Source organism: Candidatus Egerieousia sp. (assembly GCF_056211015.1).
Genome location: NZ_JBAELF010000013.1, coordinates 1 through 24,962, shown reverse-complemented (window position 1 = coordinate 24,962; position 24,962 = coordinate 1). Strand labels below are relative to the sequence as shown.

The window sequence follows — 24,962 nt, the reverse complement described above, 5'->3', positions numbered from 1 at the left end:
GAGTTCAGTGATATTTGTAATTGCTTGATAATCAACTATACTTTTGCGCCAACCGATCTCAAACCCCCACAAGTAAAAGGGTTTGGGTTCACTTTGTCTGAGAAACGATGGTCATGGCAACAGCGGAAGCGCAAATGGAGCCCTCGAAAGCTCCATGCAGCGCTTCCACAATGCCAATACCTCATTGAGTCGCCAATCCGCATCTCCATCCAGTACAGGATTGAGCCCTTTTCTGTACGAAACGGCTGTTTCTCCTCTTTCAGTACAGGATTGAGCCTTTTTCTGTACGAAACGGCTGTTCATGCTTGATTCGAGCAGGTTTGCCCCCTCAACCTGCTCGTTCAGCAATAATCCCGTTGATTGGTGCAGAATTGAGCCATTTTCTGTACGAAATGGCTTATTATCATCTATATGCTTGAATGGTCGGATAGAAATGGAAAGAAAAATCTGCAAGTATTGAAAGTCAACTACTTACAGATTAGGTACCCAGAGCCGGGATCGAACCGGCATGCCTCGCGGCACTGGTGTTTGAGACCAGCGCGTCTACCTATTCCGCCATCTGGGCATTAGCATACAGGCTTCACGCTTGGGATTGCAAAAGTAGCACAATTTTGGCTACTTCCAAAATTTTTGAAAAGCTTTCATTGTCAGGACAGTGGATTTTGCGTACATTTGTTTACAGGAAAATAATAACATCAAATACTATGTTCAAGAAAGAAGTTTATATCAGCAGAAGAGCAAGACTGGTTGATGACTTGCTGCAGTATTGTGCGATTACTGAATCCATGCGTCCGGGCCCCGGCATCTTTTCAAAGCCGGGAAACATAATATTGCTTCTTGCAAACAACGAGGCGCCAAGGAACTATGCTGGAAACACATACGATTTCAGGCAGGACAGCACTTTCCTTTATTTCTGCGGTCTCAACGATGAGGCAGCGGGTTTTGCACTCGTAATTGACTGCGACAGCAACAAAACCATTCTTTTCGGCAATGACATAGATATGGACGATGTCATCTGGATGGGTCCTCAGCCATCTGTGGCGGAACGTGCCTCAAGCGTTGGAATAGAGGAGAGCAGAGCTTTCGGGGAACTATCGCAGTATATTAAAAGTAAAGTGAGAGGAGGAGCGAGGGTGCATTACATCCCTCCTTACAGGGCGGACAATATGATACTGCTGAACAGCCTGCTGGATATTCCGGTTGAACAGTTGAAGGAAAAAGTTTCCGTGGAGCTCATCAGGGCGGTAGTGGCTCAGAGAGTACTCAAGGATGAGAATGAAATAGCGGAAATGGACCACGCATGCAACATCGGCTATGACATGCACTATACAGTCATGAGCAGTGCAAGGCTGGGTATGGTGGAGCAGGAGCTGGCGGGAATGGCCGTTGGTGTTGCGCACAAGTATGGTGCCGGAGAATCGTTCCCTACAATCCTTTCACAGAATGGAGAGACCATGCACAATCACAGACACAATCAGATACTTACCGATGGAAGGCTGGTTGTAATGGACGCAGGTGCTGAGGCAATGAGCAATTATTGTTCTGATTTCACAAGGACATTCCCTAGCAGCGGTAAGTTCAATCAGAGGCAGAGCGAGATCTACAACATAGTGCTTGATGCAAACAACCTTGCTCAGGCACTGGCAAAACCGGGCGTTATGTACAAGGAGATTCATCTTGCAGTGGCCAGACTGATTACCGTTGGCCTCAAGGACCTCGGGCTCATGAAGGGCGATGTTGACGAGGCGGTTGCCGCAGGTGCGCATGCTTTGTTCTTCCCTCACGGCCTCGGACATAACATTGGTCTGGATGTCCATGACATGGAGGATCTGGGCGAGAAATACGTTGGATACAACAAGTACATTGAGCGCTCGACCCAGTTCGGCCTGAGCGCATTGCGTATGGCACGCACTCTGGGACCTGGAATGGTTGTTTCAGACGAGCCAGGCATCTATTTCATCCCTGCTCTGATTGATCAGTGGAAAGCCGCAGGTACCAATGCTCAGTTCATAAACTTTGATAAGGTTGAGACTTACAAGGACTTCGGAGGCATTCGTCTTGAAGATGACATATTGATTACATACGAAGGATGCAGACTGCTTGGAGACAGGAGACTGCCAATTACGATTTCCGAGGTTGAGGAGGCTATGAGAAAATGAAAGAACTGATACTTAAGAAATTCGAGGAACTGTTCGGTGGGGGCGGAACTCTTTATTCAGCTCCGGGCAGAATAAACCTTATAGGTGAGCATACCGATTATAACGGTGGCTATGTCTTTCCGGGAGCCATTGACAAAGGCATCATGGCAATGATAGGGACGAATGGCGGCTGCAAGGTGCGTCTTTACTCGCTGGACTATGCACAAAGCTGTGAGTTTGCTCTGAAAGAGGAGGATGCACCATCGGCCCAGTGGGCAAGGTATATCTTTGGTGTGTGCATGGAAACCATGAAGCGTGGGGAAAGGGTGGAGCCTTTCGATGCGGTTTTTGCGGGGAATGTTCCGCTGGGAGCCGGACTCTCGTCATCCGCTGCGCTGGAGAGCTGTTTCGCTTATGCAATAAACGATATGTTCCACAACGGGATTGACACTTTCGAGCTTGCGCGCATAGGGCAGAGCACCGAGCACAACTGGTGCGGTGTCATGTGCGGGATAATGGATCAGTTCGCTTCCTGCTTCGGACGGGAAGGCAATCTGATCCGTTTGAACTGCAAGACAGGCAAGTATGATTATTTTCCGTTCAGTCCGAAAGGCTATTCTCTGGTCCTGATTGATACCCGTGTGAAGCATGAACTTGCTTCCAGCGCATACAATGCCCGCAGGCAAAGTTGCGAAAGAGCCGCAGCGGCAATACGAAGGAATCATCCGGAAGTCGAATTCCTTTCTGATGCAAAACGCCTTTGGCTCGATGAAGTGAGACAGGATATCTCATCAGAGGATTTCCTCAGGGCCGAGTATGTCATAGGGGAGGTCCAGCGTGTGCTTGACGTCTGCAATTCATTGAATACCATTGCATCATTGGAAGCTCAATGTGCCACCGCAGACAATGACAGCGCAGCAATGGAAGGATTGCGCAAGCAGATAGACTCCCACTGGGCGATAGTTGGAGAAATGATGTACCAGACGCATTTTGGGATGAGCAGGCTGTATGAAGTGAGTTGCAAGGAACTAGATTTCCTCAATGCAATTGCCCGCAAATGCGGAGTTACAGGTTCAAGAGTCATGGGCGGCGGTTTCGGCGGTTGCACCATAAACCTTGTGAAGGATGGAATCCGTGACGATTTCATAGCCAGAGCACGCGAACTCTTTGCTGAGGAATTCGGTCACGAGCCTGAAATATACAATGTGAGAATCTCCAACGGAGCCGGGAGGGTTCAGTAGTAATTCTCTCTATTCAAGGGAGAATATGTAGGTGTGCGGGTAATCGTTCCAGTTGCGCAGATAAAGTTTCAGAGCGCTCTGGTCATAAACGTTTGAATACTGGGTATCCTCAAGGAAACCGTCGTCACAGAGCAGGTCTTTCCAGAACACCTGATACAGGCAGACCTGTGCATCGTGCAGGGTCACCTTGTTGTCATGCTCCTGCAGGTAGTTGTTCACGTGTTCGTATCTCCACCAGCTGCGGCTGTTTACATTGCCAACTGACTTGTCAGGTATTTCCGTGTAGTATTTCGGGCTGAGAAGATGGTTGGTCACCACCATTCTGGTGCTGTCTGCATTCTTGCGTACAACAAGTGTCTTCCAGTCATCGTCCTTGTCGAACTCAATCACCGCGCAGTTGCCCTGTGCATCGGCAACCATATAATGATAGCCGGAAGTCACGGAAACGTCGTGACAGATATCGTAGCTGTTCACAAGCTCTATGGCCTGGTCAACCGTGGCGCAGCGGTCAAGGAACAGACGCATGAGGATGCTTGTGCCAACCTTGTGCTTGCCTGTATTCTGCTGAGCAGGCTGGTTTGGAATTGCCATGATTGATGTGCAGAGTCCTTTTTCATTGATGCCGTCCATAGGTGCATAGATTGCGGCAAGGCAGGTCAGCTTGGAAATGAAGGAATCAGGAATCCTGTCAAGACTGAAACCGAAATGTGACATGTCGCTTGTTGCAATGGAGGCATATCCGTTATTAGGATGGGATACGGTCACCAGCGTAGGGTTCTTGTTGAAATCATAATTGCGTCCGTAAAGCCAGCCGTCGTTGAGGGCGTTCCTTGTCTGGAAACTGGTGCAGTTGAACACTTCCTGTGTATTTTCCGAAGAGAATTTGGTGCTTGATATCCTGATTGGAAGACCTTTGCCAATCCTGCCTATGATATAGCCCATGAGGTCCTTGTTGCTGGCTACGTCATGTTCTATCACATCATCAAGGTCATAGTCCGCCTTGTATTCCATATAATAGAGATATTCATTGCCGTTGGCGCTTGAAAAGGTTCTTACGGTTGCTATCTCGCCTTTCCAGATAATTGAAACGGCCGCTACAATCAGGACTATGAGGGCTGCCAGTGAAGCAGATGTGATTTTCAGGATTCGTGTTGCTTTCATTTCTTTACTTAGCTTTATTGCGAGAATTCCATTTTTCCTTTGCGAGCTGCTGCATGTCAACCACTTCATCACGCTCGTCAACTATTTCGTCTCCCAAAACGGTTTCAATGATGTCTTCCATTGAAATTATTCCCTGGAATGAGCCGTATTCGTTGATTATTACGGCAATCTGTTCTTTTGTGGAGAGCATCTTGTCCCAGATCTCATCTATCGGAGTGTTCTCAGGATAGCTTTCTATATCGCGGCGGATATCACCCAGGGTAAGGTCGAACTTGTCCTCGGCCATGAGCTGCAGGGCATCCATACGGAGTATGTATCCGGTTATGTACTCATCATTGTCTGCATAAACCGGTATTCTGCTGTGGTGCATGTATCTGCGGTCCTTGTAGAATTTCCTTATGCTCATTGATTCAGGAGCTATTGCGGCAACAACGCGCGGAGTCATTGCATCCTTGGCGGTGAGGCTGTCAATGTTTATCAGGTTCTGGATAATCTCGTTCTCGTCCTCTTCGAGTTCTCCGGACTCCTCTGCAACGTCGGCCATTGCGCCAACCTCCTCCCTTGATACGGAAGTGTCAGAACTCTTGCTGGAAATGAGCTTTTGCAGGAATTCTATGACAGCCACAATGGGGAACAACATGATGATGAGCGCCCTTATGGTGTATGCGGCGAATTTCGTGAGGCTTTTCCAATAGCAGGTGCCAAGTGTCTTGGGAACAATTTCGGAAAAGACAAGTATGAGCAGCGTTGTTATGGCGCTTACAAGTCCGAACCACTGCGAGCCGAAAACTATGGTTGTCTGCTGGCCTACGCCTGCAGCTCCTATGGTGTTGGCTATGGTATTGAGGGAAAGAATTGATGCCAGAGCTTTGGAAGGGTCTTTCTTGTATGATTTGAACAGCAATGCAGCCTTGCTGCCATTGCCTTCAATGAGCGTTATGTATGACATTGGTGTGCTCATGAGCGTGGCCTCCAGAAGGGAACACAGGAATGAGATGGCCAGGGCTGAAACCAGGAATATGATAAGTGCAAGCATATTTTATTTTTTTACTATCGCTGTGGAATCTATTACAAAGCCGTCCCGGTTCAGAAGTTTGAGCTCAATTGATTTGCTGTTTACTTTCATGTGTATGGCGCTTACTGTATGCGGCCCTTCGCTCCATCGGCTTTGAATGAGGTCTCTGTTGAGGAATTCCTTTTCGGAGAGAGCTCTTCCGCGGCCGTTGTCCGATGAGGAGGTCTGCATATATACGGTGCCAAGTCCGTTGGCCGTTCTTGCTTTCTGACCGTCCCCATCCTTCCCGTCATTCACTTTTCCGTTGAATATAGGTTCCGTACGCAAATATACGTGATTGTTTCCGGCAATTGCAAGGTCAACACCTGCTTCATCAAAGATTTTACTCCAGTGCTTGAACATTGAGGTTCTTCCGTTTGTTCCTATGAACCATTCGTAGTGCATGCAAACCACTACGAATGTTGGAGCGTTCCTTGAGGTTTTCGCCTCTGAAATCACCTTGCGTGCCCAGTCCTGTGCCGCCTGCAGTTCGTTGCGGCGGAACATGTCCTCCGTATTGAGCATGACAAAGAGCGTGTTCCCGTAGCGGAAATGGTAGCAGAGGCCCATCTGGCTGTCCGATTGCTTTTCGGAGCCATCGATATGCGGTATATCGTAACCGTTGCGCGGGAAATAGGATGTTCCGAGCCAGAAGTCGGAAGGAATGTCATATTCTCTTTTCTGACAGCCTTCCTTGGTCCAGTTGTCGTGGTTGCCGTTCACGCGGGCCCACATGTATTTCTCGAACATAGGCTCCTCAAAGAGACGCTTCCAGAAGGAATAGCTGCCTCCCCAGGCCACTACATCACCGGCTGAAAATACAAAATCAATGCCCTTGTCATAATTGGCCGCGGTCTGGATCATGCCCATTGCCGATTCCAGTCTGCCAGGCAGCGGGGTATAGCTGTGGAAGTCCGAAATCACGCAGCAGGACCATTCCCTGGCACCTGCTGTCTTGAAATGATGAACGGAACTTTTCTCCCCATTTCCGTTGCGGTCTGCAATCACATATTTGTATTCGGTGTCCTTTGCAAGATTCCTGAGCATTGCTCCGCACTTGTTGAAGCGGGCCTTCTCGCGGCAGACAACGCCATCGGAAGTTTCGCTGAGCACTCCGTCGAATGCAGTGCAGAAGTATTTCTGTTCGGGCTCCACAGTGATGGCCTTGTCCCAGTTCGTGTCGGATTCCTTCGTATATATGACAACGCTATTGTCCAAAGTGCTGTCAGTGGCCCAGCTTATGCCCATCTGGCTTGAGGCATCCTCGCCGGGACCTGTGGAAATTGAGAATATGGCCTGTCCCTGCGCCTGTACAAGGCAGCAGAGCAGAAGGCTCATTATAATAACTGTGCGTTTCATTATTTAAAGCTTTCAATAATACTGCGTGCGCGGGCCACTTTCTCATCAAGAAGCTCCTGGGTGTCGGCCTCGCAGATGAATCTGAGATATGGCTCCGTGTTGGATGGCCTTATGTTGAACCACCAGTGAGGGAATTCCAGCCTGTAACCGTCAAAGTCCATTATGACCTCGGGATTTTCTTCGGAGGAGAAGACTCTTTTCACTTCATCCATGGCCTCCTGCTTTGCCTCCAGTTTGAAATTTATTTCTCCGGAGTTGCGGTAAGTCTCTATTTCAGCAATCGCCTGACTTAATCTCACACCATCGCGGTGAAGGGAGGAAACTATGTTGAGAACTATGAGTGAAGCCAGGATTCCGCTGTCGGAGTAGAAGAATTCCTTGAAGTAGTAGTGCCCGGCTAACTCTCCGCCAAAGAGGCCGTTGATTTCACGGAGTTTCTTTGCGGCAAAGGCGCGGCCTACTTTCCAGGTGTGAATCTGCGCTCCCCACTGCTGGAGATATTCCCCAACCGCCTTGCTGCTGCGGATATCCTGCAGGACGCTCACGTTGCGTTCAGGGCCGGGGCCGTTGAAACCGCGCATTCCGAACCAGTAGCGGCCCATGAGAGCAATCACAAGGTCCGGGGAAATGAAGCGGCCGTTCTCATCGGTGAACATCACGCGGTCGGCATCGCCGTCATAAATCATTCCAAGGTCGGCCCCTGTGCGGGCAACTTCTTTCTGAAGCATCACAATGTTCTCAGCAATGAGAGGATTGGCCTCGTGGTTTGGGAAGGTGCCGTCGATGGTGTCACAAATGTAGGAGAACTGTGCGCCTGTTCCTGCAAGAATGTCCTTGATTGCCAGAGCACTCATTCCGTTAGAAAGGTCAACGGCAACTTTCAGGCCACAGAAGTCCGAAACGTAGCGGCTCATGAACTCCTTGTATGCAGGCAGGATGTCAAGCGTTTCAACCTTGCCCTTTGAGCCTCCGTTCTCCTGGACAGGGATGCAGGCGCGTCCCTGTTCAATCCACTGCTGTATGGTTCCAAGACCGCTGTCCAGGCCAACAGGAAGGGCGTTGGTGGTGGAGACTTTCATCCCATTGTATTCCTTTGGATTGTGTGAGGCGGTAATCTGTACCGATGCCTTGTATCCGTAGTTCGCCGTTGCGAAATACACCATTGGGGTAGTTGTGAGCCCAAGGTCAACAACATCCGCTCCGGCATCAGTTATGCCCTCTATGAGCCAGTGGTGAATTTCGGGCGATGAAACCCGAGCGTCCCTGCCAACAAGCACTTTGTCCGTGGCCAGAAGTTCCGGAAGGAAAAAACCTACCTTGTAAGCCGTTTCCCTGTTGAAATCCACGTTGTAGATTCCCCTTATATCGTATGCGTGAAAAGCGCCCATGCCTGATGCGGCCTTTTTATCTATTCTTGGATGTGGTTACTGTCTTGTATGAGGTGCGCACCTTGCCGGCCTGAAGTTTGGTGAGCTTTGCTGCCATGAGCTTGCGGCGGATAGGGGACACCCTGTCAACGAACATATGCCCCTCAAGATGATCCATTTCATGCTCCACCATGCGGCAGCCGAAGCCTGTGAAAGTCTCCTTTACCTTCTCGAAATTCTCATTGTAATACTCCACCTCAATAGTCTTTGGCCTTGTGACGTCTGCATGTATGTCCGGAACGCTGAGGCAGCCCTCGGAGTATTCCGCAGTTTCGGCGCTTTCCATTGTTACAACAGGATTGATCATATAACGCTTGAAGCCCTTGAGCTCGGGCATGTCCTCCGCAAGGTCCGAACCGTCTACAATGAGCATGCGTCTGCTCACTCCAACCTGAGGAGCTGCGATTCCAACACCGTCTGCGTGCTTCATTGTTTCGTACATGTTCCTGAACAGCTCCTTTATCTGCTTCAGGCGTTCTTCCTTTCCTTCCTCTGTTTCAAGGTCAACAGGCTGCGCTTTTTCTCTGAGCACGCCTGTCCCATATATGTAAATCGGTAGTAGCATATCTTTTGATGAATTGATTCTGTTTATTTGATTGTAACCGGCGGTATGGAATTCTGCATTCTGTCCAGATATGTCTGAAGGATGATGGCTGCGCTCACCTTGTCAACGGCTCCCTTCACCCTTCTGTCACTTTTCTTCACTCCACCATCAACCATTGCCTTCATGGCAAGGCAGGAAGTGAAACGCTCGTCCTCCTTTACAACAGGAATGTTTGGGAAAGCCTTTGCCAGCTGCCTGAGGAACACATCCACATCGGCCGCCGCTTCCGAAGGCCTGTTGTTGAGGTTCATGGGGTAGCCTACCACAATGCGCACAAGCTTCTCATTTTGGGTGTAATTTTTGATATATTCAATTATCTTTGCAGAATGTACGGTTTCCAGCGCGGAAGCGAAAATCTGCAGCGGGTCGCTGACAGCAACCCCCACGCGTTTCCTTCCGTAGTCTATGCCAAGTATTCTATCCATATTTTACAAAGATAGTGAAATAATGCAGTTTTATGGGAAAAGTATCTAAGAAAAAGGAAAGGAAAATTTATGGACTGTCCTTTGCCAACCACACAGATGGCAAGGAACTCTTCCATGTCAGCGGAACATCAAGGAAACTGGCGTTCGTTCTGGGCATAGCGCTTTTCTTCATGGGCCTTGCCCTTATCTGCCTTATAGTGTTCACACCAATACGGGAACTCATTCCTGGTTATCCTACGGCCAGGAGCCGCAGGGAACTTGTACGCAATGCCTTTGTGATTGATTCCCTTACAAGGGAAATGAAGCTCTGGCAGCTCCAGCTGTCCAACATTCAGCGAATTGCTGTTGGAAAGGATCCGTTTGAGATAGACAGCGTACTGCTTATGAGCGGTTTCGGAGATACCGTTTCTGTTGACGCCAAGGAGGAGCTGGCTGCAAAGGATTCAATTCTGCGCGCGGTTGTGGAGCAGGAGGATTCCGGAGACAGCAAGAAACAGAAGCATTCGGTTTTCAAGGAGATAGAGAAACTGCACCTGTATGCCCCGATTGCCGGAAACCTTGTAAAGGATTTCAGTGACACTCATGCATCGGTGGAGCTTTCCGCTCCGGAGAACAGCGTTGTCTTTGCCGTTCACGACGGAACAATGATAAGTGCGGATTATACGGAGGACAAAGGCTATGTCATTCAGATACAGCATCCGGGCAATCTTGTTTCAATCTACAGATTCACTGCGGAACTTCTGAAGAACCCGGGCGACGCCATCACTTCCGGAATGCCTATAGCCATTTCCGGCTCCATCAACGGAAAGGGAGGCGGAGGCAAGCTCCAGTTCGAGCTTTGGTACAACGGAACAGCCCTGAATCCTTCCGATTATATTAAATTTTAAATAATTGATTATATGCCACTTGCGATGGATAATACAAACTCTTCCGCTTTCGGACGCAGAACTCTGGCCATAATGGGCTCCACAGGCTCAATAGGCCGCCAGGCACTGGATGTTGCAAGGCAGCACCCGGACATGCTGCGCATTGGCATGCTCTGTGCCAACAACAGCTGGGAACTGCTTGCGCAGCAGGCAATGGAGTTCAGACCAAAATATGCGGTAATATGCAATCCCGGTCATTATTTCGAGCTGCAGGAGGCTTTGAGGGGGAGCGGCGTGAAGGCACTTGCAGGAATGAAGGCGGCGGTTGACCTTATGGAAGAACCGGAATTCGACATTGTTCTTGCGGCAATGGTAGGTTTCAGCGGCCTTGAATCCACAATAGCGGCTCTAAAGGCAGGCAAGACCGTGGCATTGGCGAACAAGGAGACTCTGGTGGCTGCCGGAAGCATTGTTACAGCCGTTTCCATTGAACACAATGCACCCATAATACCGGTTGATTCCGAACATTCGGCTATTTTCCAGTGCCTCAAGGGAGAAACTGCGAGCAGCTGGTGCCCTCCATATTCATATACAACAAGCGAAAACTGCATTGAAAAGCTTGTCCTTACGGCTTCGGGCGGTCCTTTCAGAACCTGGAAGGTTGAGGATATTGAAAATGCGGACGCAGCCCAGGCCCTCAAACATCCCAACTGGAGCATGGGCGCAAAAGTCACCGTTGATTCGGCAAGCATGCTGAACAAAGGACTGGAAATAATAGAGGCCAGCTGGCTGTTCAATATAGCGGTGAAGGACATTGAGGTGGTGATTCATCCACAGTCAATAATACACTCCATGGTACAGTTCAAGGAAGGATGCCTCAAGGCGCAGCTGGGTTTCCCTGACATGCGCGTTCCAATTCAGTACGCTCTCACATATCCTTTCCGCTGCTCATTGAACACAAAGAGGATAAGCTTCCCGGAACTGGCAGGCCTGAGCTTCTTCAAACCGGACCTCGACAGGTTCCCGGCCCTGCGCCTTGCTTACAGCGCACAGGAGAAGGGCGGAAGCATGCCTTGTACAATGAACGGAGCCAATGAGATAGCGGTGGCGGCTTTCCTCCGCGGTGAAATAAAGTTCGGGGCAATTCCGCACATCATAGAGGATACCATGGCCGTGGCCGATGTTGTTGGAAAACCTTCATTGGAAGATATCTTCCAGGCAGACGAGTCCGCGCGCAGGACAGCAGCCGAAGCATTGAAAAAATATATTTTGAAATAGAAAACAGTTAAGATATGGAAGTTTTGATGAAAATTGTGCAATTGGTAATGGCCTTGAGCCTTCTGGTTCTTGTACACGAGTTCGGCCATTTTCTTTTTGCCAAGATTTTTGGAATGAAGGTTGATAAGTTCTATCTTTTCTTTGATCCCTGGTTCTCGCTTGTTAAGTACAAACCAAAGAACTCAGACACTGAATACGGCATTGGCTGGCTGCCTCTTGGCGGTTATTGCAAGATAGCCGGAATGATAGACGAGAGCATGGACAAGGAGATGCTCAAGAAGGATCCGCAGCCTTGGGAGTTCAGGGCCAAGCCGGCCTGGCAGAGGTTCTTCGTCCTGTTCGGAGGCGTGTTCTTCAATCTGATACTTGCAATAATCCTTTATTCTGCCATCCTGTATTCCTGGGGTGATTCATACATAAGGAACGAGGACGTTACAACCGGCGTTGTTGTGAACGATGTTGCATACGACATGGGCTTCAGGAACGGTGACCACATCATTTCAGTTGACGGAGAAACCATCGATGATTTCAACCAGATTCATCCTGTAATCATCAGGAAGCAGGCAAAGGAGGTGCGTCTTCTCAGGGGCGGAAAGGAGATGACAATTAACATAGATCCTGTGTTCATGCCGGCAATGCTCAACGGAGGCAGACTCTTTGACTATGGAATTCCTTTTGTAATTGATTCAGTTGACGCCGCTTCACAGAATGTTGCCGCCGGTTTCCTGCATGGCGACAGGATAGTAGGAATAGACAGCACAGAGATTCCTTATTACAGCGAGGTTGCAAAATATCTGCAGGCGCGCCCTGATTCCAAGGTGCTTGTGAAGATTCACAGGGATGGGATTGACACCATCGCCGGTGGAATAATATGCATTGAGGCAAGCACAGACAGTCTGGGAAGACTGGGTATTTATGCCGATGGCAATCTGGAGCATTTCTTCAGGATTACCGAGCGCAACTACAATATAGTTGAGTGTGTGCCTGCCGGATTCAACAAGGCAATCACCACCGTGTCAAACTATTGGAAGGAACTCAAGCTCATTGTGAAGCCGCAGACCGGGGCGTACAAGTCCGTTGGAAGCTTCATAGCCATAGGCTCAATGTTCCCTGGGAGCTGGGACTGGCATTTCTTCTGGAATATATGTGCATTCCTTTCAATCATTCTAGCGGTAATGAACATTCTGCCTATTCCGGCTCTGGATGGAGGACACATACTGTTCACATTGTATGAAATGATTACAGGACGCAAGCCTTCCGACAAGTTCCTGGAAGTTGCGCAGACAATAGGTATGATCTTTCTCATACTCCTGATGATTTTCGCTTTTGGAAACGATATATTCCGTCTGTTCAGATAATTTCTGCACGATTTTTGAGAGCATTTTTGCCAAAATAATTTTCGCATGAAGAATTCTTTCAAATCCATCGGATTTTTTTGGGCTCTGCTTGCAGCCGTTTTCAGTTCATTCTTGTTCGCTTCCTGTGGTGATGACGCTTCCACTCTTCTGCGTCAGGCCAGCGGAAAGGCAGGTGAGGTCATAGTTTTATGTGGAAAAGGCTGGTGGGAAGGTGATGTTGGCGTAGCAATAAGGGATGTGCTGGCCGCTGATTATCCTCTTCTTCCGCAGAAGGAGGCTTCCTTTGACCTTATCAATGTGCCGGACAATACTTTCACCGATATTTTCAGGACACACAGGAATATTGTCATGGTGAAGATTGGCTCTTCTGTGGAGAATACCAGAGTTGCAATCAGGCAGGATGTTTGGTCAACCCCACAGGTCATTGTCACAATTACCGCAAAGACCGCTGAGGAGGCTATTGGCTTAATAAAGGACAAGAGCGAAACCATATTCAATGCCATAGAGCAGGCAGAGAGGAACAGAATAATCCGCAGTTCAAAGAGATATGAGGAACTCAGCCTTAGAAACACCGTGGCTGAAAGACTTGGAGGTTCGCCATATTTCCCAACCGGTTACTCTCTCAAGAAAATCACCGATGATTTCATCTGGATCTCATACGAGACAACGTACACCAACCAGGGCTTCTTCGCATATAGGATAGACATTTCGGATCTGATTCTTCACAGCAACGGCCAGGCTCCGGAGATTACCCTGGACATGCTCGTTTCTGCAAGGAACGTTGTTATGGAACGCAATGTGCCTGGCATGTTCGAGGGAAGCTATATGACAACGGCCCAGGGTGAGGAACAGAAGCCTGTCCTTAAATGGATTAAATACAAGGGAAGGGATTTCGGTGAACTGCGCGGACTCTGGGAGGTTCAGAACGATTTCATGGGCGGTCCTTTCGTTCAGCATATATTCTATGACAAGGATGGTCAGAACCTGATAGTACTGGAAGGTTTTGTCTATGCTCCTAAATATGACAAACGCAATTACCTGAGGCAGCTTGAAGCAATACTCTATTCGTTTGAATGGGAGGAAGATTTCAATAAATAACAAGATATTTTTGCAGGAATAAAATATTTTATTACTTTTGCAATCCTTTTTGCAGTCCTTTGGTGGGTTCGTCTAAAGGCTAGGACTCAAGATTTTCATTCTTGCAATAGGGGTTCGATTCCCCTACCCACTACAAAAGAAAAAATAATAAAAAATAATAACAATGGCAAATCATGCATCAGCAGATAAGCGTACAAGACAGAACAATACGCGAAGGCTGCACAACAGGTACTACGTAAAGACCACACGTAATGCAATCAAGGCATTGCGCAACACAACAGACAAAACAGCGGCATTGGCACTCCTTCCAAAGGTATATGCAATGCTTGACAAGTTGGCTAAGACAAACATTATTCACAAGAACAAGGCAGCCAACCTCAAGAGTGGAATAGCAGTTTATGTAAACACACTCCAGTAGTCCAGGTTTAAGTCTTTACAAGTTTGATTCCCCACAAAATTCAATTTTGCGGGGGATTTTTTTATATGTACGAACTTATGGAAATAGTGAAGAAATTGAAGGAGCGCCTTGTCGGAAGGAAAGAGGAGGCGCAGGCGAAAAAGTTCATGATTGCGGATATGGAGAAGTGTGAGCGTCCGAGGGAGAAGATTTTCAACTCCGGGGTGAATTCATTGAGCAATGCTGAATTGCTGGCAGTCCTGCTACGCAGCGGAGTAAGGAAGGAGAATGTCATTGACATGAGCCGGAGGATTCTGGGCGAATGCAACAATTCGTTCGATGTTCTGCGCGGAATGGAAGCTCAGCAACTTATGGCGTTCAAGGGAATTGGTGAGGAAAAAGCGTCAACTTTGCTTGCCGCATTCGAGATGGCAAGAAGGGCGGGGGAGAAACCCGCTGAACAGCAGCCTGTCTTTTCTTCTTCCGATGATGTGGTCTCTCTGATGAGGCCCGTCATAGGCAGGCTCAAGCACGAGGAATGCTGGGCTTTGTTCCTCAACAGAAGACACAGGCTGATCCACAAGGAAAGGATTTCGCTTGGCGGAGTGGCTGCCACCGTTGTTGACCCGAAGATAGTCCTCCACAAGGCTCTGGCAAGTATGGCTTCTGCGCTGGTGCTTGTCCATAATCATCCTTCCGGAGCGGCCTCGCCTGGAGAAGCGGATATAGTACAGACAAAAAAAATTGCGCAAGCTGCCAACGCCTGTGACATAAGCCTGCTTGATCACATAATAATATGCTCTGATGATTATTTCAGTTTTCTTGACAACGGCCTCATGCCGGATCTGTAACGGAAAGACCACGCACACTAGCGTATGTGGTCCAGAAGATTGGCAATGCGTTTGGTCTTGCGCAAGCCGCTGAACCTGCATGTGATAGTCGTTGGCATTGTAAGGTTTTTCAGGACTGAATTCAGAGCTGTTTTGCTTGACTGCTTCAATTCTTCTTTTGTCAAGACCTCATCAGCAGGATTGTCCCGCAATGTGCTATCGGATAAAACCATCTCCTCTGCGCCGCTGTTGAAGTCTAAGTTCCTGAGGTCAAGATTGAAGCTGTTGCTGATTATTTGTTCGAAAGGCAGGTCGGATAGCGCTGCAAGACTGACAATTCTGGTATCCAGCGCTAAGGTGACAACTCCGCTGTACTCTGGTTCAATCACAACTTCGTTCTCAAGATTGAACTGAGCCAGCTCGCTGCTTCCCTTGCACACCTGACCTTCAATGTCCGTGAGATGGATGGCTTTCTTTGTTGGATTGTTCACTTCTATGCCAATGTTTACTATGGCGCTGGTGAATGATTTCAATTGAATCCCCTGATATTCAACTTTGCCTATTGATATTTTCCTGATATTGCCGCAGGAGGAAAGTGAAATGACGGCGATTGCCAGAAGTAAATATTTTATGCTTTTCATACGCTGAATTTTTGCTCTCAAATTTTATACCCAATTTTAGTGAATATTGAGAAAAATTGCAAATTTTAGTATATTTGCGTACTATGAATGAATTTGACTCTAAATCTGTAAGGCCTGTCATTGATTCGCAGGCAAAGCAGCTGTTCATTGAAACGTATGGCTGCCAGATGAACGTGAACGATAGTGAGGTTGTATTGTCAATACTTCAGAACTGCGGCTATTCGCTTTGCGCACGCATGGAGGATGCCGATCTCATTCTTGTGAACACCTGTTCCATAAGGGACAATGCGGAGCAACGTATATGGGGAAGACTTGATGTATTCCTTCAGATAAAGAGGAAATCCTCGAAACGGGTCCTGATTGGTGTAATGGGCTGCATGGCCCAGAGACTCAAGGAAAAACTGCTTGAGCACCCTGCGGTAAGTCTTGTTGTTGGTCCCGATTCTTACAGGAGCCTTCCGAAAATGCTTGACACGGTGAATGCCGTATTGGATTCAGAAAAGCGGAACCTGCCTGAAGGAAAACTGGCCGCCACACAATTGTCCAAGGTGGAAACCTACTCGGATATCAATCCTGTACGTCTTGACAGCAACGGCGTGAGCGCTTTCATTTCCATAATGCGCGGATGCAACAATATGTGTTCATACTGCGTTGTGCCTTATACCAGAGGCGCTGAAAGGAGCAGGGACCCTCAATCCATAGTGCGTGAGGCAACTGTCCTGTTCCAGGCCGGTTACAGGGAGGTGTGCCTGCTTGGCCAGAACGTGGACTCATATAAATGGGTGAATCCGGAGAATGAGGCAGACAGCGTGAACTTTGCGCAGCTGCTTGAACTGGTAGCAATAATAGATCCTGAACTGAGAGTGCGCTTTTCAACATCGCATCCAAAGGATATGGGCAACGGCGTGCTTTATACCATGGCAATGTACCATAATATTTGCAACTACATCCATCTGCCGGTTCAGAGCGGAAGCAACAGGATGCTGGAGAAGATGAACAGGAAATATACCAGGGAGAAATATCTTGAAAGGATTTCTGCAATAAGGAGAATCATTCCAGACTGTGCCATAGGTACGGATATCATTGCAGGTTTCTGCTCGGAGACCGAGGAGGAGCACAGGGAGACTCTCTCCCTTATGGAGGAAGTTGGCTTTGACAGCGCTTTCATGTTCCAGTACTCAATGAGGCCCAACACCTTTGCCCACCGTCATTTCCAGGACGATGTCCCGCCTGAGGAGAAAACGCGCAGGCTCAATGAAATAATAGCGCTGCAGAATGCGCTTTCGCTCAAAAGCAACGGGAAATGCGTTGGCCGGACATACAAGGTACTGGTGGAAGGACACTCTAAACGTTCTGAAGCACAGCTTATGGGAAGGAACGGCCAGAACAAGGCCATTGTATTTGACGCCCCTTCGCAGGACAATTACATTGGGAAGTATCTCTGGGTTGAAGTTGAGCGCTGTACAAGTGCAACGCTCTTCGGTCATGTTGTGCCAGCTCCGCCTTCCGATGAAATGCATCTCCCTTTGAAAAAAATTATACAGGACAAGATTAGAAACATTTAAACATTGAAATCATGACAAAGATGACAAGCAGGTATCTGGGTAATCTCAGAACAGAAGCAATACACGAACAGTCAGGAACAAAGCTCGTTTGCGATGCACCTCTTGACAACCACGGAAAGGGTGAGTCATTCTCGCCAACTGATCTGGTGGCCACAGCGCTCGGAGCCTGCATGCTTACAATTATGGGAATAAGCGCAGAAACTTACGGATATGACATTGTTGGCACGACTCTTGAAACGGAAAAGATAATGGGAACCAATCCAAGGAGGATAGTTGAAATCAGGATTACTTTCAACTTCCCTAAGGACAGGGAGTTCACAGCACAGCAGAAGAGAGTGATAGAGGCCGCTGCCCGCACCTGTCCTGTAGCGAACTCACTGCACCCGGACATAAAGAAGACACTTGTTTTCAATTATTGATGCCAATGAAAGGTTTGAAAGCTTTTTCTCTTGTATTTTTCACAGCGATGGCGTGTATGGCGGCCTGCCCTCTGAGCGCACAGACCGCTGAAGACAGCCTTGTGGTAGCCCGGCCTGTCCTGATCATGGATTCAACCCTGGTAGGGGCGGACATCGTGCAGCTGGTGGAATCCGGGTTGAACGGCATAAAGGTGAATCAGAGCGTTCAGCTTGCTTCTGCACTGAACGGCCATAAAACGCTGACCGGCTCACGAAAACTGTTGGGGTACAGGATAAGGATATATTTCAGCAACAGCCAGAGTGCCAGGAATGAGTCTGCCATGGTTGAGGAAAAGTTCAAGGAGAATTTCCCCGGCGTTCCTGTGTACAGGACCTATCCGAATCCTCATTTCAAGGTGGCGGTGGGCAATTACAGGACCAAGTCGGATGCCTTGAAGGCTCTTGAGGAAATCAAGACTGTTTTCAAGGATGCCTACATAATCATGGAAAGGGAGATGGACTTCCCCACAATAAAATAGTGTTTATACTCAGATTATGGATTTAAAACAGGATTTGAGACTGAAACTTGCAACCAAGTTGTCTCCGCTTCAGATTCAGACCATAAAGCTTCTGGAGGCCACAACTCTGGAACTTGAGGCCAGAATACGGAAGGAGCTGGAGGATAATCCTGTGCTTGATGACCAGCCTGTCCAGAAGGAGGAGGATGAGGCACCCGAGGAGGACAGCAGGAAAAATGTGTCGTTGAGCGGATATTCTTCGGAGGATGACATTCCTTCCTACAAGCTTTATGTGAACAATCGCGGCAAGGATGAAAAGCCGCAGTACAATACGTTTTCAGTCAAGGAAAGCTTCCAGCAGTCACTTCAACGCCAGCTGGGATTCACCAGACTTGATGAACGCAAGCGTAAACTTGCTCAATTCATTATAGGAAGCCTGAGCAGCGACGGATATTTGAGAAGGGAGATAGAAACACTGGTGGATGACATAAGTTTCAGACTCGGCATAGAAACAACGGAGGAGGAACTGGAAAGCCTGCTTGAAGTGATTCAGCAGTTCGAGCCGGCCGGAATAGGAGCAAGATCGCTCCAGGAGTGTCTCACGCTTCAGCTTGAATCAAAAATCACACTGGAAATGACCAAGCCGGAGGAATTCAGGGATGCGAAGGGTCTCAAGTACAAGCAACTGGCGCTTGACATGCTGTATGATCATTTCGATCTGTTCACAAAGAAGCACTACGACAAGATATGTTCCAGAATGAACATTTCCCAGGATGATCTCAAGGAGATAATTGCACAGATACTCAAACTGAATCCAAGGCCGGGCGGACAGATAGATGATTCGTACAATGACCAGTCACAGCAGGTCATCCCCGATTTCATTCTTGAAGAGGAGGAAGGTGTGCTTACCGCAACAATGCCAAAATTCAATATACCCGAACTTAGGGTGAACAGGAGATACAGGAATTATCTTGAGAAAGCCGGTGCACCCATGTCAAATGCCGACAAGGAGGCGGCCTCATTCGTAAAGCGCAAGCTGGATTCTGCAAAATGGTTCATAGAAGCCATAAAACAGAGGCAGAATACGCTGCAGAAGACAATCGATGCAATTATTGACTTTCAGCACGATTATATGCTCGAGGGCGATGAGACCAAGCTCAAACCTATGACGCTCAAGAATATAGCCGACATCACAGGCTTTGATATCTCAACTATCTCAAGGGTTGTGAACAGCAAGTACATACAGACCAATTTCGGCATATTCTCACTCAAGTCCTTCTTCTCCGAAGGATTTGTGAACAACAGCGGAGAGGAGGTTTCCACAAGGGAAATCAAGAAACTGGTTCAGGACAGCGTGGATGCTGAAAACAAGGCCAAGCCGCTCACAGATGACGAACTTTCTGAAATACTCAACAGGCACGGATTCAGCATAGCGCGCAGGACCATTGCAAAATACAGGGAGCAGCTGGGCATTCCTGTGGCACGTTTAAGAAAACAGCTTTGATATATGAAAACCATAGATTATTCCAACCAGAACAGCATTCTCGGCCAGTATTTGAGCCAGATGAGGGACAAACAGATACAGAAGGATCCGAGACGTTTCAGAATGAATCTTGAGAGAATAGGCGCATTTTTTGCGGCTGAAATAAGTAAGACCCTGAATTATAAGACAATAGAGGTGACAACCCCTCTTGGGATAGCGGAGTGCAATGTTCCGGCCGACAATATAGTAGTTGCCACCATACTCCGTGCGGGACTTCCGTTGCACAATGGAATTCTGAATGTGTTCGACAATGCCGAGGGTGCCTTCGTCACAGCTTACAGGAAATATGGCAAGGATAATAAATTTGACATAAGAATTGAATACGTGACCGCCCCTTCACTTGAGGGCAAGGTTCTCATCCTTGCAGATACAATGCTTGCCACAGGTGCCTCATTGCTCAAGGCATACGAGCGTCTGCTTACACACGGAGAGCCTGTACACACTCATTTCGTGTGCCCTGTTGCCAGCCGCAGCGCTGTAGAATTCCTGTCAAAATCTCTCCCGCACAAGAAGGTCACTCTCTGGGCAGCAGCCATTGATGAGGAACTCACCAACAAGTCCTACATTGTGCCCGGCATAGGCGATGCCGGAGATCTCTGTTACGGCTCAAAACTCTGATAACAGACTTTCATGAAAACATATCTGCGATTGTTGAGGTTCTGCTTTGCACTTGCTGCATTGGCATGCGGCAGGCTTGTGTGCGGTGTGCCTCTGTATTCGCAGACCAATTCAGCCGGCACTGCCGATACTCTTTCAAAAGTGACGGTAAGCGCTGATGCCAGGCAGTTGGAATCGAACAGCAGGTTCAGTCCCGGACTTCATGTGCAAAGGCTTGTCCTTCCACAGATATCTTCATTGAACTCTTTGGGAGATGTTCTGCAGAAGGAGACATCGCTGTACATAAAGGAGTACGGGCGCGGAATGAATTCATATATCTCCGTACGAGGAACCTCGTCTTCCCACACATCGGTTGACTGGAATGGAGAGTCTTTTTCAATGCCCACGATGGGACAGGCCGATTTGAGCCACATACCTCTGTATTTCTTTGACAACCTTAGCCTGCATCTCGGGGGAGGAAGCGCGCTTTACGGGAATGGCAGCATAGGCGGAAGCATTCAGCTGGCCTCCGCTCCTGTCTTTGCCAACTATGGCGATGGCGAATTCCTTTTCTCCGGTGACCTCACCCTCAAGGGGGGCAGTTATGAAACATTCTTCACCGGAGTTACCGCCAGATATGCCTCCAGCCGCAATTCCGGAAGGACTTCCGCTTATTGGAATTTCTCCAACAACGCCTTCAACTTCAAGGACAACTCCAAACCGGGACAGCCAGAGGACAGGCAGCATAATGCCCGGTTCGCCAATTGGGGCATCTATCAGCAGGTGGCACATAAGTTCAAGGATGGAACATCGGTGCTTGCTTTCAACTTCATCCATTTGAATTTCAAGCGTCAGATGCAGCCATCGGTGGCAAGCAACAATGATCCTTCACTCTGGCACGATATACTTGACCGCAACACCAAGGCCATACTCAAGTTCAGCAGTCAGGCGGGCAATCTTAAATACGATGCCTCGCTGTCTTTCAACAGGGATTACGAACTCTATGAAAACGATGTGATTGCGGCAAACCGCCTTGCCGCCTCTGCAGGAATCGGGTATTCCGGAACAAGGTGGAACCTGAAGGCGGGTGGCCGTGCGGAGTACATAAAGCCTGAGGTGGAATGGTATGGCAGTGGGACATACGAGTGGCGTTCCGAGATTTATGCCCTTGCTTTCTGGAAACCTTTCAGCAGCCTTATGATAGGAGGAGGTTTGAGGGGGACCTTCGTTACCAATACAAGCGTGCCTGTGCAGCCGGTTCTCAACATGAAGTGGATGGCAACTCACTGGCTTGCTTTCAGGGCTTCCGCCTCAAGGAGCACCAAGGTGCCAACAATGAATGACAAATACTGGGGCGGAGTGAACGCATATCTTAAACCTGAGAAAGGAACCACATACGAGGGCGGCGTGGATCTTGGCACTGTAGCCGGAGTCTGGAGTCTGAGCGTTTTTGCCACTGTGTTCAACACGGATGTCAAGGACTGGATACGCTGGCTGCCTGCCGGCGAAGTCTGGAGGCCCAGGAATGTTCCCAAGGTCAGGACAAAGGGAGTGGAGAGCGGTGTAAGGGCAACCGGAACCTACGGGAACACAAAGCTCAGTTTCAGCGTAAACTATTCATACACCGATGTGCGCAAACTTGAGTCCGATATTCCGCTCGACCCTTCCGTTGGAAAGCAGATGGCCTATCAGCCGTACAATGTTGTGAACTGCTCCGCTGGAATTGACTATCGCCAGTGGAATATGATACTGGGGTATAACTATACCGGAAGCCGCACCACCACTGATATTTATGACAGCCTACCGGGCTATTCCCTCCTGGACCTTTCGCTTGCAAGGGAGTTCAGGCTGTTCGATTATGAATGCACTCTGTGCGGAGAACTGAAGAACATACTGAATACCAGCTATCAGAACGTGAAGTTCTATGCCATGCCGGGCATAAACTTCATGATAAGCGCCCGTATAAAGTTCTAGATAATTCTCAAGGGAGTTTTGCAAACTGGAAAAACAATGCTAATTTTGGAACAACTGAATCATCACAACTGATATGGCACAATCGAATAAGTTCTGGAGGTGGATACTGGCACCTGTCCTTACAGCAGGAGTTTTCTTTGGAATATACTGGCTCGGCACATACCTTACGGGCAGGAGCGATTTCTTTACCGGCAGCGTTTTCGGGCAGTGCTGCGGTCTGTTCCTTACCTATCTGGTAGCAGCATTGGTCACAATAATCGTTTCATACTGGTCATTTCCCAAGGCCAAGGTTGTGATTTCAATCGTTGTTGCTTCGGCAATAATCGTTTACGGAGGCTATATGATAGGTCACGCAATGTTCAATCCTAACGATGGCTTCATAAAGGTTCTTGCAGCCGCCGCACCGCTGATCCTGGTACCTGTGCTGTATTTCATACTCAGCGCCAAGGCCCGCAAGGAGATACACGACATAAAGATACTTTCCAAATAAACTACGCTTGGCTGCGGCAGGCAGTTCATCTGAAAAACTTTGCCTTTCCTTGGCAAAGCTTTTTCATATTCCACTGCCTGCCGCCACATGCGGTCACGTTTTCTGCAAAAATTTTCCTGAAACACATTTTCCGAACAATTCAAAAAGTTTTGCTGTTTCAGCAGTCCGTTCCCGGCTCCATCCAATACATTTGTTCAAAATGAAATTGTTTGACCAAATGTGTTGATTATGGAGAAATTGTATTACAACGAGAATCAGAGGTACATAATACCAACTTCTGACTGGGGCTTCAAGCGTCTTTTCGGGACCGAAATGAACAAGGACCTGCTTATTGGCTTTCTCAACGAGGTTATTGCCGACAGGGTGATAATTGGTCTGGAATATCTGAACACTGAGGTGATTCTGCCATCAGGCAAGAAGCGCAGGGTGGTGTTCGACGTCTATTGCAGATGCGATGACGGCGCGCGCATCATAGTTGAGATGCAGAACTGCGTGACCGAGTCCTTCATAGACCGCTCGCTGGTGTATTCCGCTTCCTCGATAGTAGAGAACTACCTGTATTCAAAAAGGAAGGGTTACACCGCAAACAGAACCTATCTTATAGTGATAGCCGGTGAAACGGTGTTCGGCAATGTAGGACATTCCCCTGTGCGTCTTGCCATGTGCGACATCGATTCGGAATACACCAGAGTGCTGCATGACAAACTGTTGCAAATATTCATTGAACTTCCTAAATTCGCAGACAGCATTGAGGAATTGAAGAAAGAAAGCGGTTTTCTGGACAAGTTCGCTGTAGTAATGAAGCGGATGGCTGAATGTGAAGCACCGCCCGAAATATTCCGTGAAGGGATATTCAGGAGACTGTTTGATGCCGCGGATCTCAATGGCTTCAACGCGCAGGACAAGGAACAATATAAGACAGCGGTTATGAACGAACTCGATTACAAGGCAACTCTTTACGACTATAAGGAAAGAGGGAGAAAAGAAGGCAGAGAAGAAGGGAAAAAGGAAGGTATTGCCCAAGGCTTGAAGGAAGGTGAGGCAAAAAGCAAACGTGAGATAGCTGAGAAACTCAAGGCCATGGGCCTGTCGGCCGAGCAGATAAAGGAGGCCACGGGCATAGACATCTGACGTTTCCGATTTGTTGAGACTCTATATGGTAGTTTGTTAAATTTGGTAAGGACATTCCGTTCTTGCCAAATTTTATTTTTCACCAAAAACATACTACCCATGAGACGACACAGAAACATACCCACATTCGGGAAATATTCCACCAGATTGATATCCGAACTTGAGAGCGACCATCGGTGGGGGACATCACGGACATACTCCAAGACAAGGAGCAGCTTCCTCTAGTTCCTGGAGTCCGATGTCCCGTTTGACCGCCTGGACGGGCGTCTCATGATACGCTACAACAATTACCTCCGCGGCCGAGGCGTTGTTCGCAACACCATATCGTTCTACTACCGTGTCCTCCGTGCGATTTACAACAAGGCTCTCGATGAGTACGGCTTCCCGGACCTCCGGCCCTTCTCGGGCGTGTACACTGGCGTTGACCGCACGCAGAGCAGAGCCGTGCCAGCGGAGAGCATATCAAGGCTCGCCCGGGCCGACCTTGGGGAGGATGCCTCGAGTTCGCTGACGCGCGACATATTCGTATTCAGCTACTGCATGCGTGGCATGCCGTTCGTGGATGTTGCGTACCTCAGGAAAAGCCAGATTTCAGGAGGCTATCTCACCTATTCCAGCCGCTTCACACGACCACATTCTTACTAATTTCCTGGCCGTTTTCTGCTACAGGCAGTCATTTGGTCACGTTTTTGTTGAAAATGGGCTCGTTTCTGCTTTCCGGCACTCATTCGGCCACATTTTTCACAAAAGCGTGACCGTTTGTTGTCGGGAACATAAGTTTGGGTGCGTATTATTCAAAAATATTTGCGAACGAAAAGGCCTGGCAACAGCGGAAGCGCAAATGGAGCCCTTGAAAGCTCCATGCAGCG

General features: G+C 48.4%; 26 protein-coding genes and 2 tRNA genes. 19 read left to right on the top strand and 9 right to left on the bottom strand.

Features of this window, described 5'->3' with window-relative positions:
- Positions 1-111 precede the first annotated feature (111 nt).
- Positions 112-348 carry a hypothetical protein gene (locus AC06L3_RS01075; RefSeq protein ID WP_475668775.1) on the bottom strand — a complete coding sequence of 79 codons (237 nt, stop codon included), beginning with the start codon at positions 346-348 and terminating at the stop codon, positions 112-114.
- 135 nt (positions 349-483) lie between these two features.
- Positions 484-565: transfer RNA gene (locus AC06L3_RS01070), tRNA-Leu, on the bottom strand.
- Between the two features lie 139 nt (positions 566-704).
- Here AC06L3_RS01070 and AC06L3_RS01065 point away from each other — a divergent pair.
- Both AC06L3_RS01065 and galK read left to right on the top strand, forming a co-directional pair.
- On the top strand, positions 705-2,159 hold the full coding sequence (locus AC06L3_RS01065; RefSeq protein WP_475668774.1) for an aminopeptidase P family protein: 1,455 nt from the start codon (positions 705-707) through the stop codon (positions 2,157-2,159).
- Positions 2,156-3,379: a galactokinase gene (galK, locus tag AC06L3_RS01060; protein WP_475668773.1), complete on the top strand. Its 1,224-nt coding sequence runs from the start codon at positions 2,156-2,158 to the stop codon at positions 3,377-3,379. The genes AC06L3_RS01065 and galK overlap by 4 nt, the downstream gene beginning before the upstream one ends.
- A gap of 9 nt (positions 3,380-3,388) precedes the next feature.
- On the opposite strand, the gene AC06L3_RS01055 is transcribed toward galK, so the two are convergent.
- Genes AC06L3_RS01055 through ruvX form a run of 6 tightly spaced genes read right to left on the bottom strand, consistent with a single transcriptional unit; the run spans position 3,389 to position 9,409 of the window.
- Entirely contained in the window at positions 3,389-4,540 is a 1,152-nt protein-coding gene (locus AC06L3_RS01055; RefSeq protein ID WP_475668772.1) for a carcinine hydrolase/isopenicillin-N N-acyltransferase family protein, read from the bottom strand.
- A 4-nt stretch (positions 4,541-4,544) separates the two neighbouring features.
- Entirely contained in the window at positions 4,545-5,576 is a 1,032-nt protein-coding gene (locus AC06L3_RS01050; protein ID WP_475668771.1) for a CNNM domain-containing protein, read from the bottom strand.
- 3 nt (positions 5,577-5,579) lie between these two features.
- A complete protein-coding gene (locus tag AC06L3_RS01045) occupies positions 5,580-6,953 on the bottom strand; it encodes a metallophosphoesterase family protein (protein ID WP_475668770.1) in 1,374 nt (457 codons plus the stop codon).
- A complete protein-coding gene (locus tag AC06L3_RS01040; protein WP_475668769.1) occupies positions 6,953-8,341 on the bottom strand; it encodes a phosphomannomutase/phosphoglucomutase in 1,389 nt (462 codons plus the stop codon). Before AC06L3_RS01040 ends, AC06L3_RS01045 begins: the two co-directional genes overlap by 1 nt.
- Positions 8,342-8,357: 16 nt before the next feature.
- Positions 8,358-8,945, bottom strand: a complete 588-nt coding sequence (gene def, locus AC06L3_RS01035) for a peptide deformylase (RefSeq protein ID WP_475668768.1) — start codon at positions 8,943-8,945, stop codon at positions 8,358-8,360.
- A 23-nt stretch (positions 8,946-8,968) separates the two neighbouring features.
- A complete protein-coding gene (gene ruvX, locus AC06L3_RS01030; RefSeq protein WP_475668767.1) occupies positions 8,969-9,409 on the bottom strand; it encodes a Holliday junction resolvase RuvX in 441 nt (146 codons plus the stop codon).
- A 32-nt stretch (positions 9,410-9,441) separates the two neighbouring features.
- Here ruvX and AC06L3_RS01025 point away from each other — a divergent pair, with 32 nt between their 5' ends.
- The 7 genes from AC06L3_RS01025 (at position 9,442) to radC (ending at position 15,257) form a co-directional block, all read left to right on the top strand.
- A complete protein-coding gene (locus AC06L3_RS01025) occupies positions 9,442-10,296 on the top strand; it encodes a murein hydrolase activator EnvC family protein (protein WP_475668766.1) in 855 nt (284 codons plus the stop codon).
- A gap of 24 nt (positions 10,297-10,320) precedes the next feature.
- A complete protein-coding gene (locus AC06L3_RS01020; protein ID WP_475668765.1) occupies positions 10,321-11,553 on the top strand; it encodes a 1-deoxy-D-xylulose-5-phosphate reductoisomerase in 1,233 nt (410 codons plus the stop codon).
- 14 nt (positions 11,554-11,567) lie between these two features.
- Positions 11,568-12,911 (top strand): RIP metalloprotease RseP, encoded by a 1,344-nt coding sequence (rseP, locus tag AC06L3_RS01015; protein ID WP_475668764.1) that lies wholly within the window; start codon positions 11,568-11,570, stop codon positions 12,909-12,911.
- Between the two features lie 45 nt (positions 12,912-12,956).
- The gene (locus tag AC06L3_RS01010; protein WP_475668763.1) at positions 12,957-14,009 is read left to right on the top strand and encodes a DUF4837 family protein; all 1,053 of its coding nucleotides are present in this window, start codon (positions 12,957-12,959) and stop codon (positions 14,007-14,009) included.
- Between the two features lie 61 nt (positions 14,010-14,070).
- A tRNA-Glu gene (locus AC06L3_RS01005) sits at positions 14,071-14,142 on the top strand.
- Positions 14,143-14,172: 30 nt separating this feature from the next.
- The gene (gene rpsT / locus AC06L3_RS01000; RefSeq protein WP_475668762.1) at positions 14,173-14,427 is read left to right on the top strand and encodes a 30S ribosomal protein S20; all 255 of its coding nucleotides are present in this window, start codon (positions 14,173-14,175) and stop codon (positions 14,425-14,427) included.
- A gap of 65 nt (positions 14,428-14,492) precedes the next feature.
- Positions 14,493-15,257, top strand: coding sequence for a RadC family protein (radC, locus tag AC06L3_RS00995; protein WP_475668761.1), 765 nt, complete (start codon positions 14,493-14,495; stop codon positions 15,255-15,257).
- 17 nt (positions 15,258-15,274) lie between these two features.
- Here radC and AC06L3_RS00990 read toward each other — a convergent pair whose 3' ends face one another.
- Positions 15,275-15,877, bottom strand: coding sequence for a hypothetical protein (locus AC06L3_RS00990; protein ID WP_475668760.1), 603 nt, complete (start codon positions 15,875-15,877; stop codon positions 15,275-15,277).
- An 83-nt stretch (positions 15,878-15,960) separates the two neighbouring features.
- On the opposite strand from AC06L3_RS00990, the gene miaB reads away from it, so the two are divergent.
- The 10 genes from miaB (at position 15,961) to AC06L3_RS00940 (ending at position 24,738) form a co-directional block, all read left to right on the top strand.
- Positions 15,961-17,442 (top strand): tRNA (N6-isopentenyl adenosine(37)-C2)-methylthiotransferase MiaB, encoded by a 1,482-nt coding sequence (miaB, locus tag AC06L3_RS00985; RefSeq protein ID WP_475668759.1) that lies wholly within the window; start codon positions 15,961-15,963, stop codon positions 17,440-17,442.
- An 11-nt stretch (positions 17,443-17,453) separates the two neighbouring features.
- Complete coding sequence (locus AC06L3_RS00980) at positions 17,454-17,861, top strand: OsmC family protein (RefSeq protein WP_475668758.1); 408 nt, start codon at positions 17,454-17,456, stop codon at positions 17,859-17,861.
- Between the two features lie 5 nt (positions 17,862-17,866).
- Positions 17,867-18,379, top strand: a complete 513-nt coding sequence (locus tag AC06L3_RS00975; RefSeq protein WP_475668757.1) for an SPOR domain-containing protein — start codon at positions 17,867-17,869, stop codon at positions 18,377-18,379.
- A 16-nt stretch (positions 18,380-18,395) separates the two neighbouring features.
- On the top strand, positions 18,396-19,862 hold the full coding sequence (gene rpoN, locus AC06L3_RS00970) for an RNA polymerase factor sigma-54 (protein ID WP_475668756.1): 1,467 nt from the start codon (positions 18,396-18,398) through the stop codon (positions 19,860-19,862).
- A 3-nt stretch (positions 19,863-19,865) separates the two neighbouring features.
- On the top strand, positions 19,866-20,519 hold the full coding sequence (gene upp, locus AC06L3_RS00965; protein WP_475668755.1) for a uracil phosphoribosyltransferase: 654 nt from the start codon (positions 19,866-19,868) through the stop codon (positions 20,517-20,519).
- Between the two features lie 12 nt (positions 20,520-20,531).
- Positions 20,532-22,472: a TonB-dependent receptor plug domain-containing protein gene (locus tag AC06L3_RS00960; protein ID WP_475668754.1), complete on the top strand. Its 1,941-nt coding sequence runs from the start codon at positions 20,532-20,534 to the stop codon at positions 22,470-22,472.
- Positions 22,473-22,545: 73 nt separating this feature from the next.
- Positions 22,546-22,962, top strand: a complete 417-nt coding sequence (locus tag AC06L3_RS00955) for a hypothetical protein (RefSeq protein WP_475668753.1) — start codon at positions 22,546-22,548, stop codon at positions 22,960-22,962.
- A gap of 228 nt (positions 22,963-23,190) precedes the next feature.
- Positions 23,191-24,093, top strand: coding sequence for an Rpn family recombination-promoting nuclease/putative transposase (locus AC06L3_RS00950; protein WP_475668752.1), 903 nt, complete (start codon positions 23,191-23,193; stop codon positions 24,091-24,093).
- A 99-nt stretch (positions 24,094-24,192) separates the two neighbouring features.
- On the top strand, positions 24,193-24,318 hold the full coding sequence (locus AC06L3_RS00945) for a hypothetical protein (protein WP_475668751.1): 126 nt from the start codon (positions 24,193-24,195) through the stop codon (positions 24,316-24,318).
- A 3-nt stretch (positions 24,319-24,321) separates the two neighbouring features.
- Positions 24,322-24,738 carry a phage integrase SAM-like domain-containing protein gene (locus tag AC06L3_RS00940; RefSeq protein WP_475668776.1) on the top strand — a complete coding sequence of 139 codons (417 nt, stop codon included), beginning with the start codon at positions 24,322-24,324 and terminating at the stop codon, positions 24,736-24,738.
- The last annotated feature ends 224 nt before the right edge of the window (positions 24,739-24,962 follow it).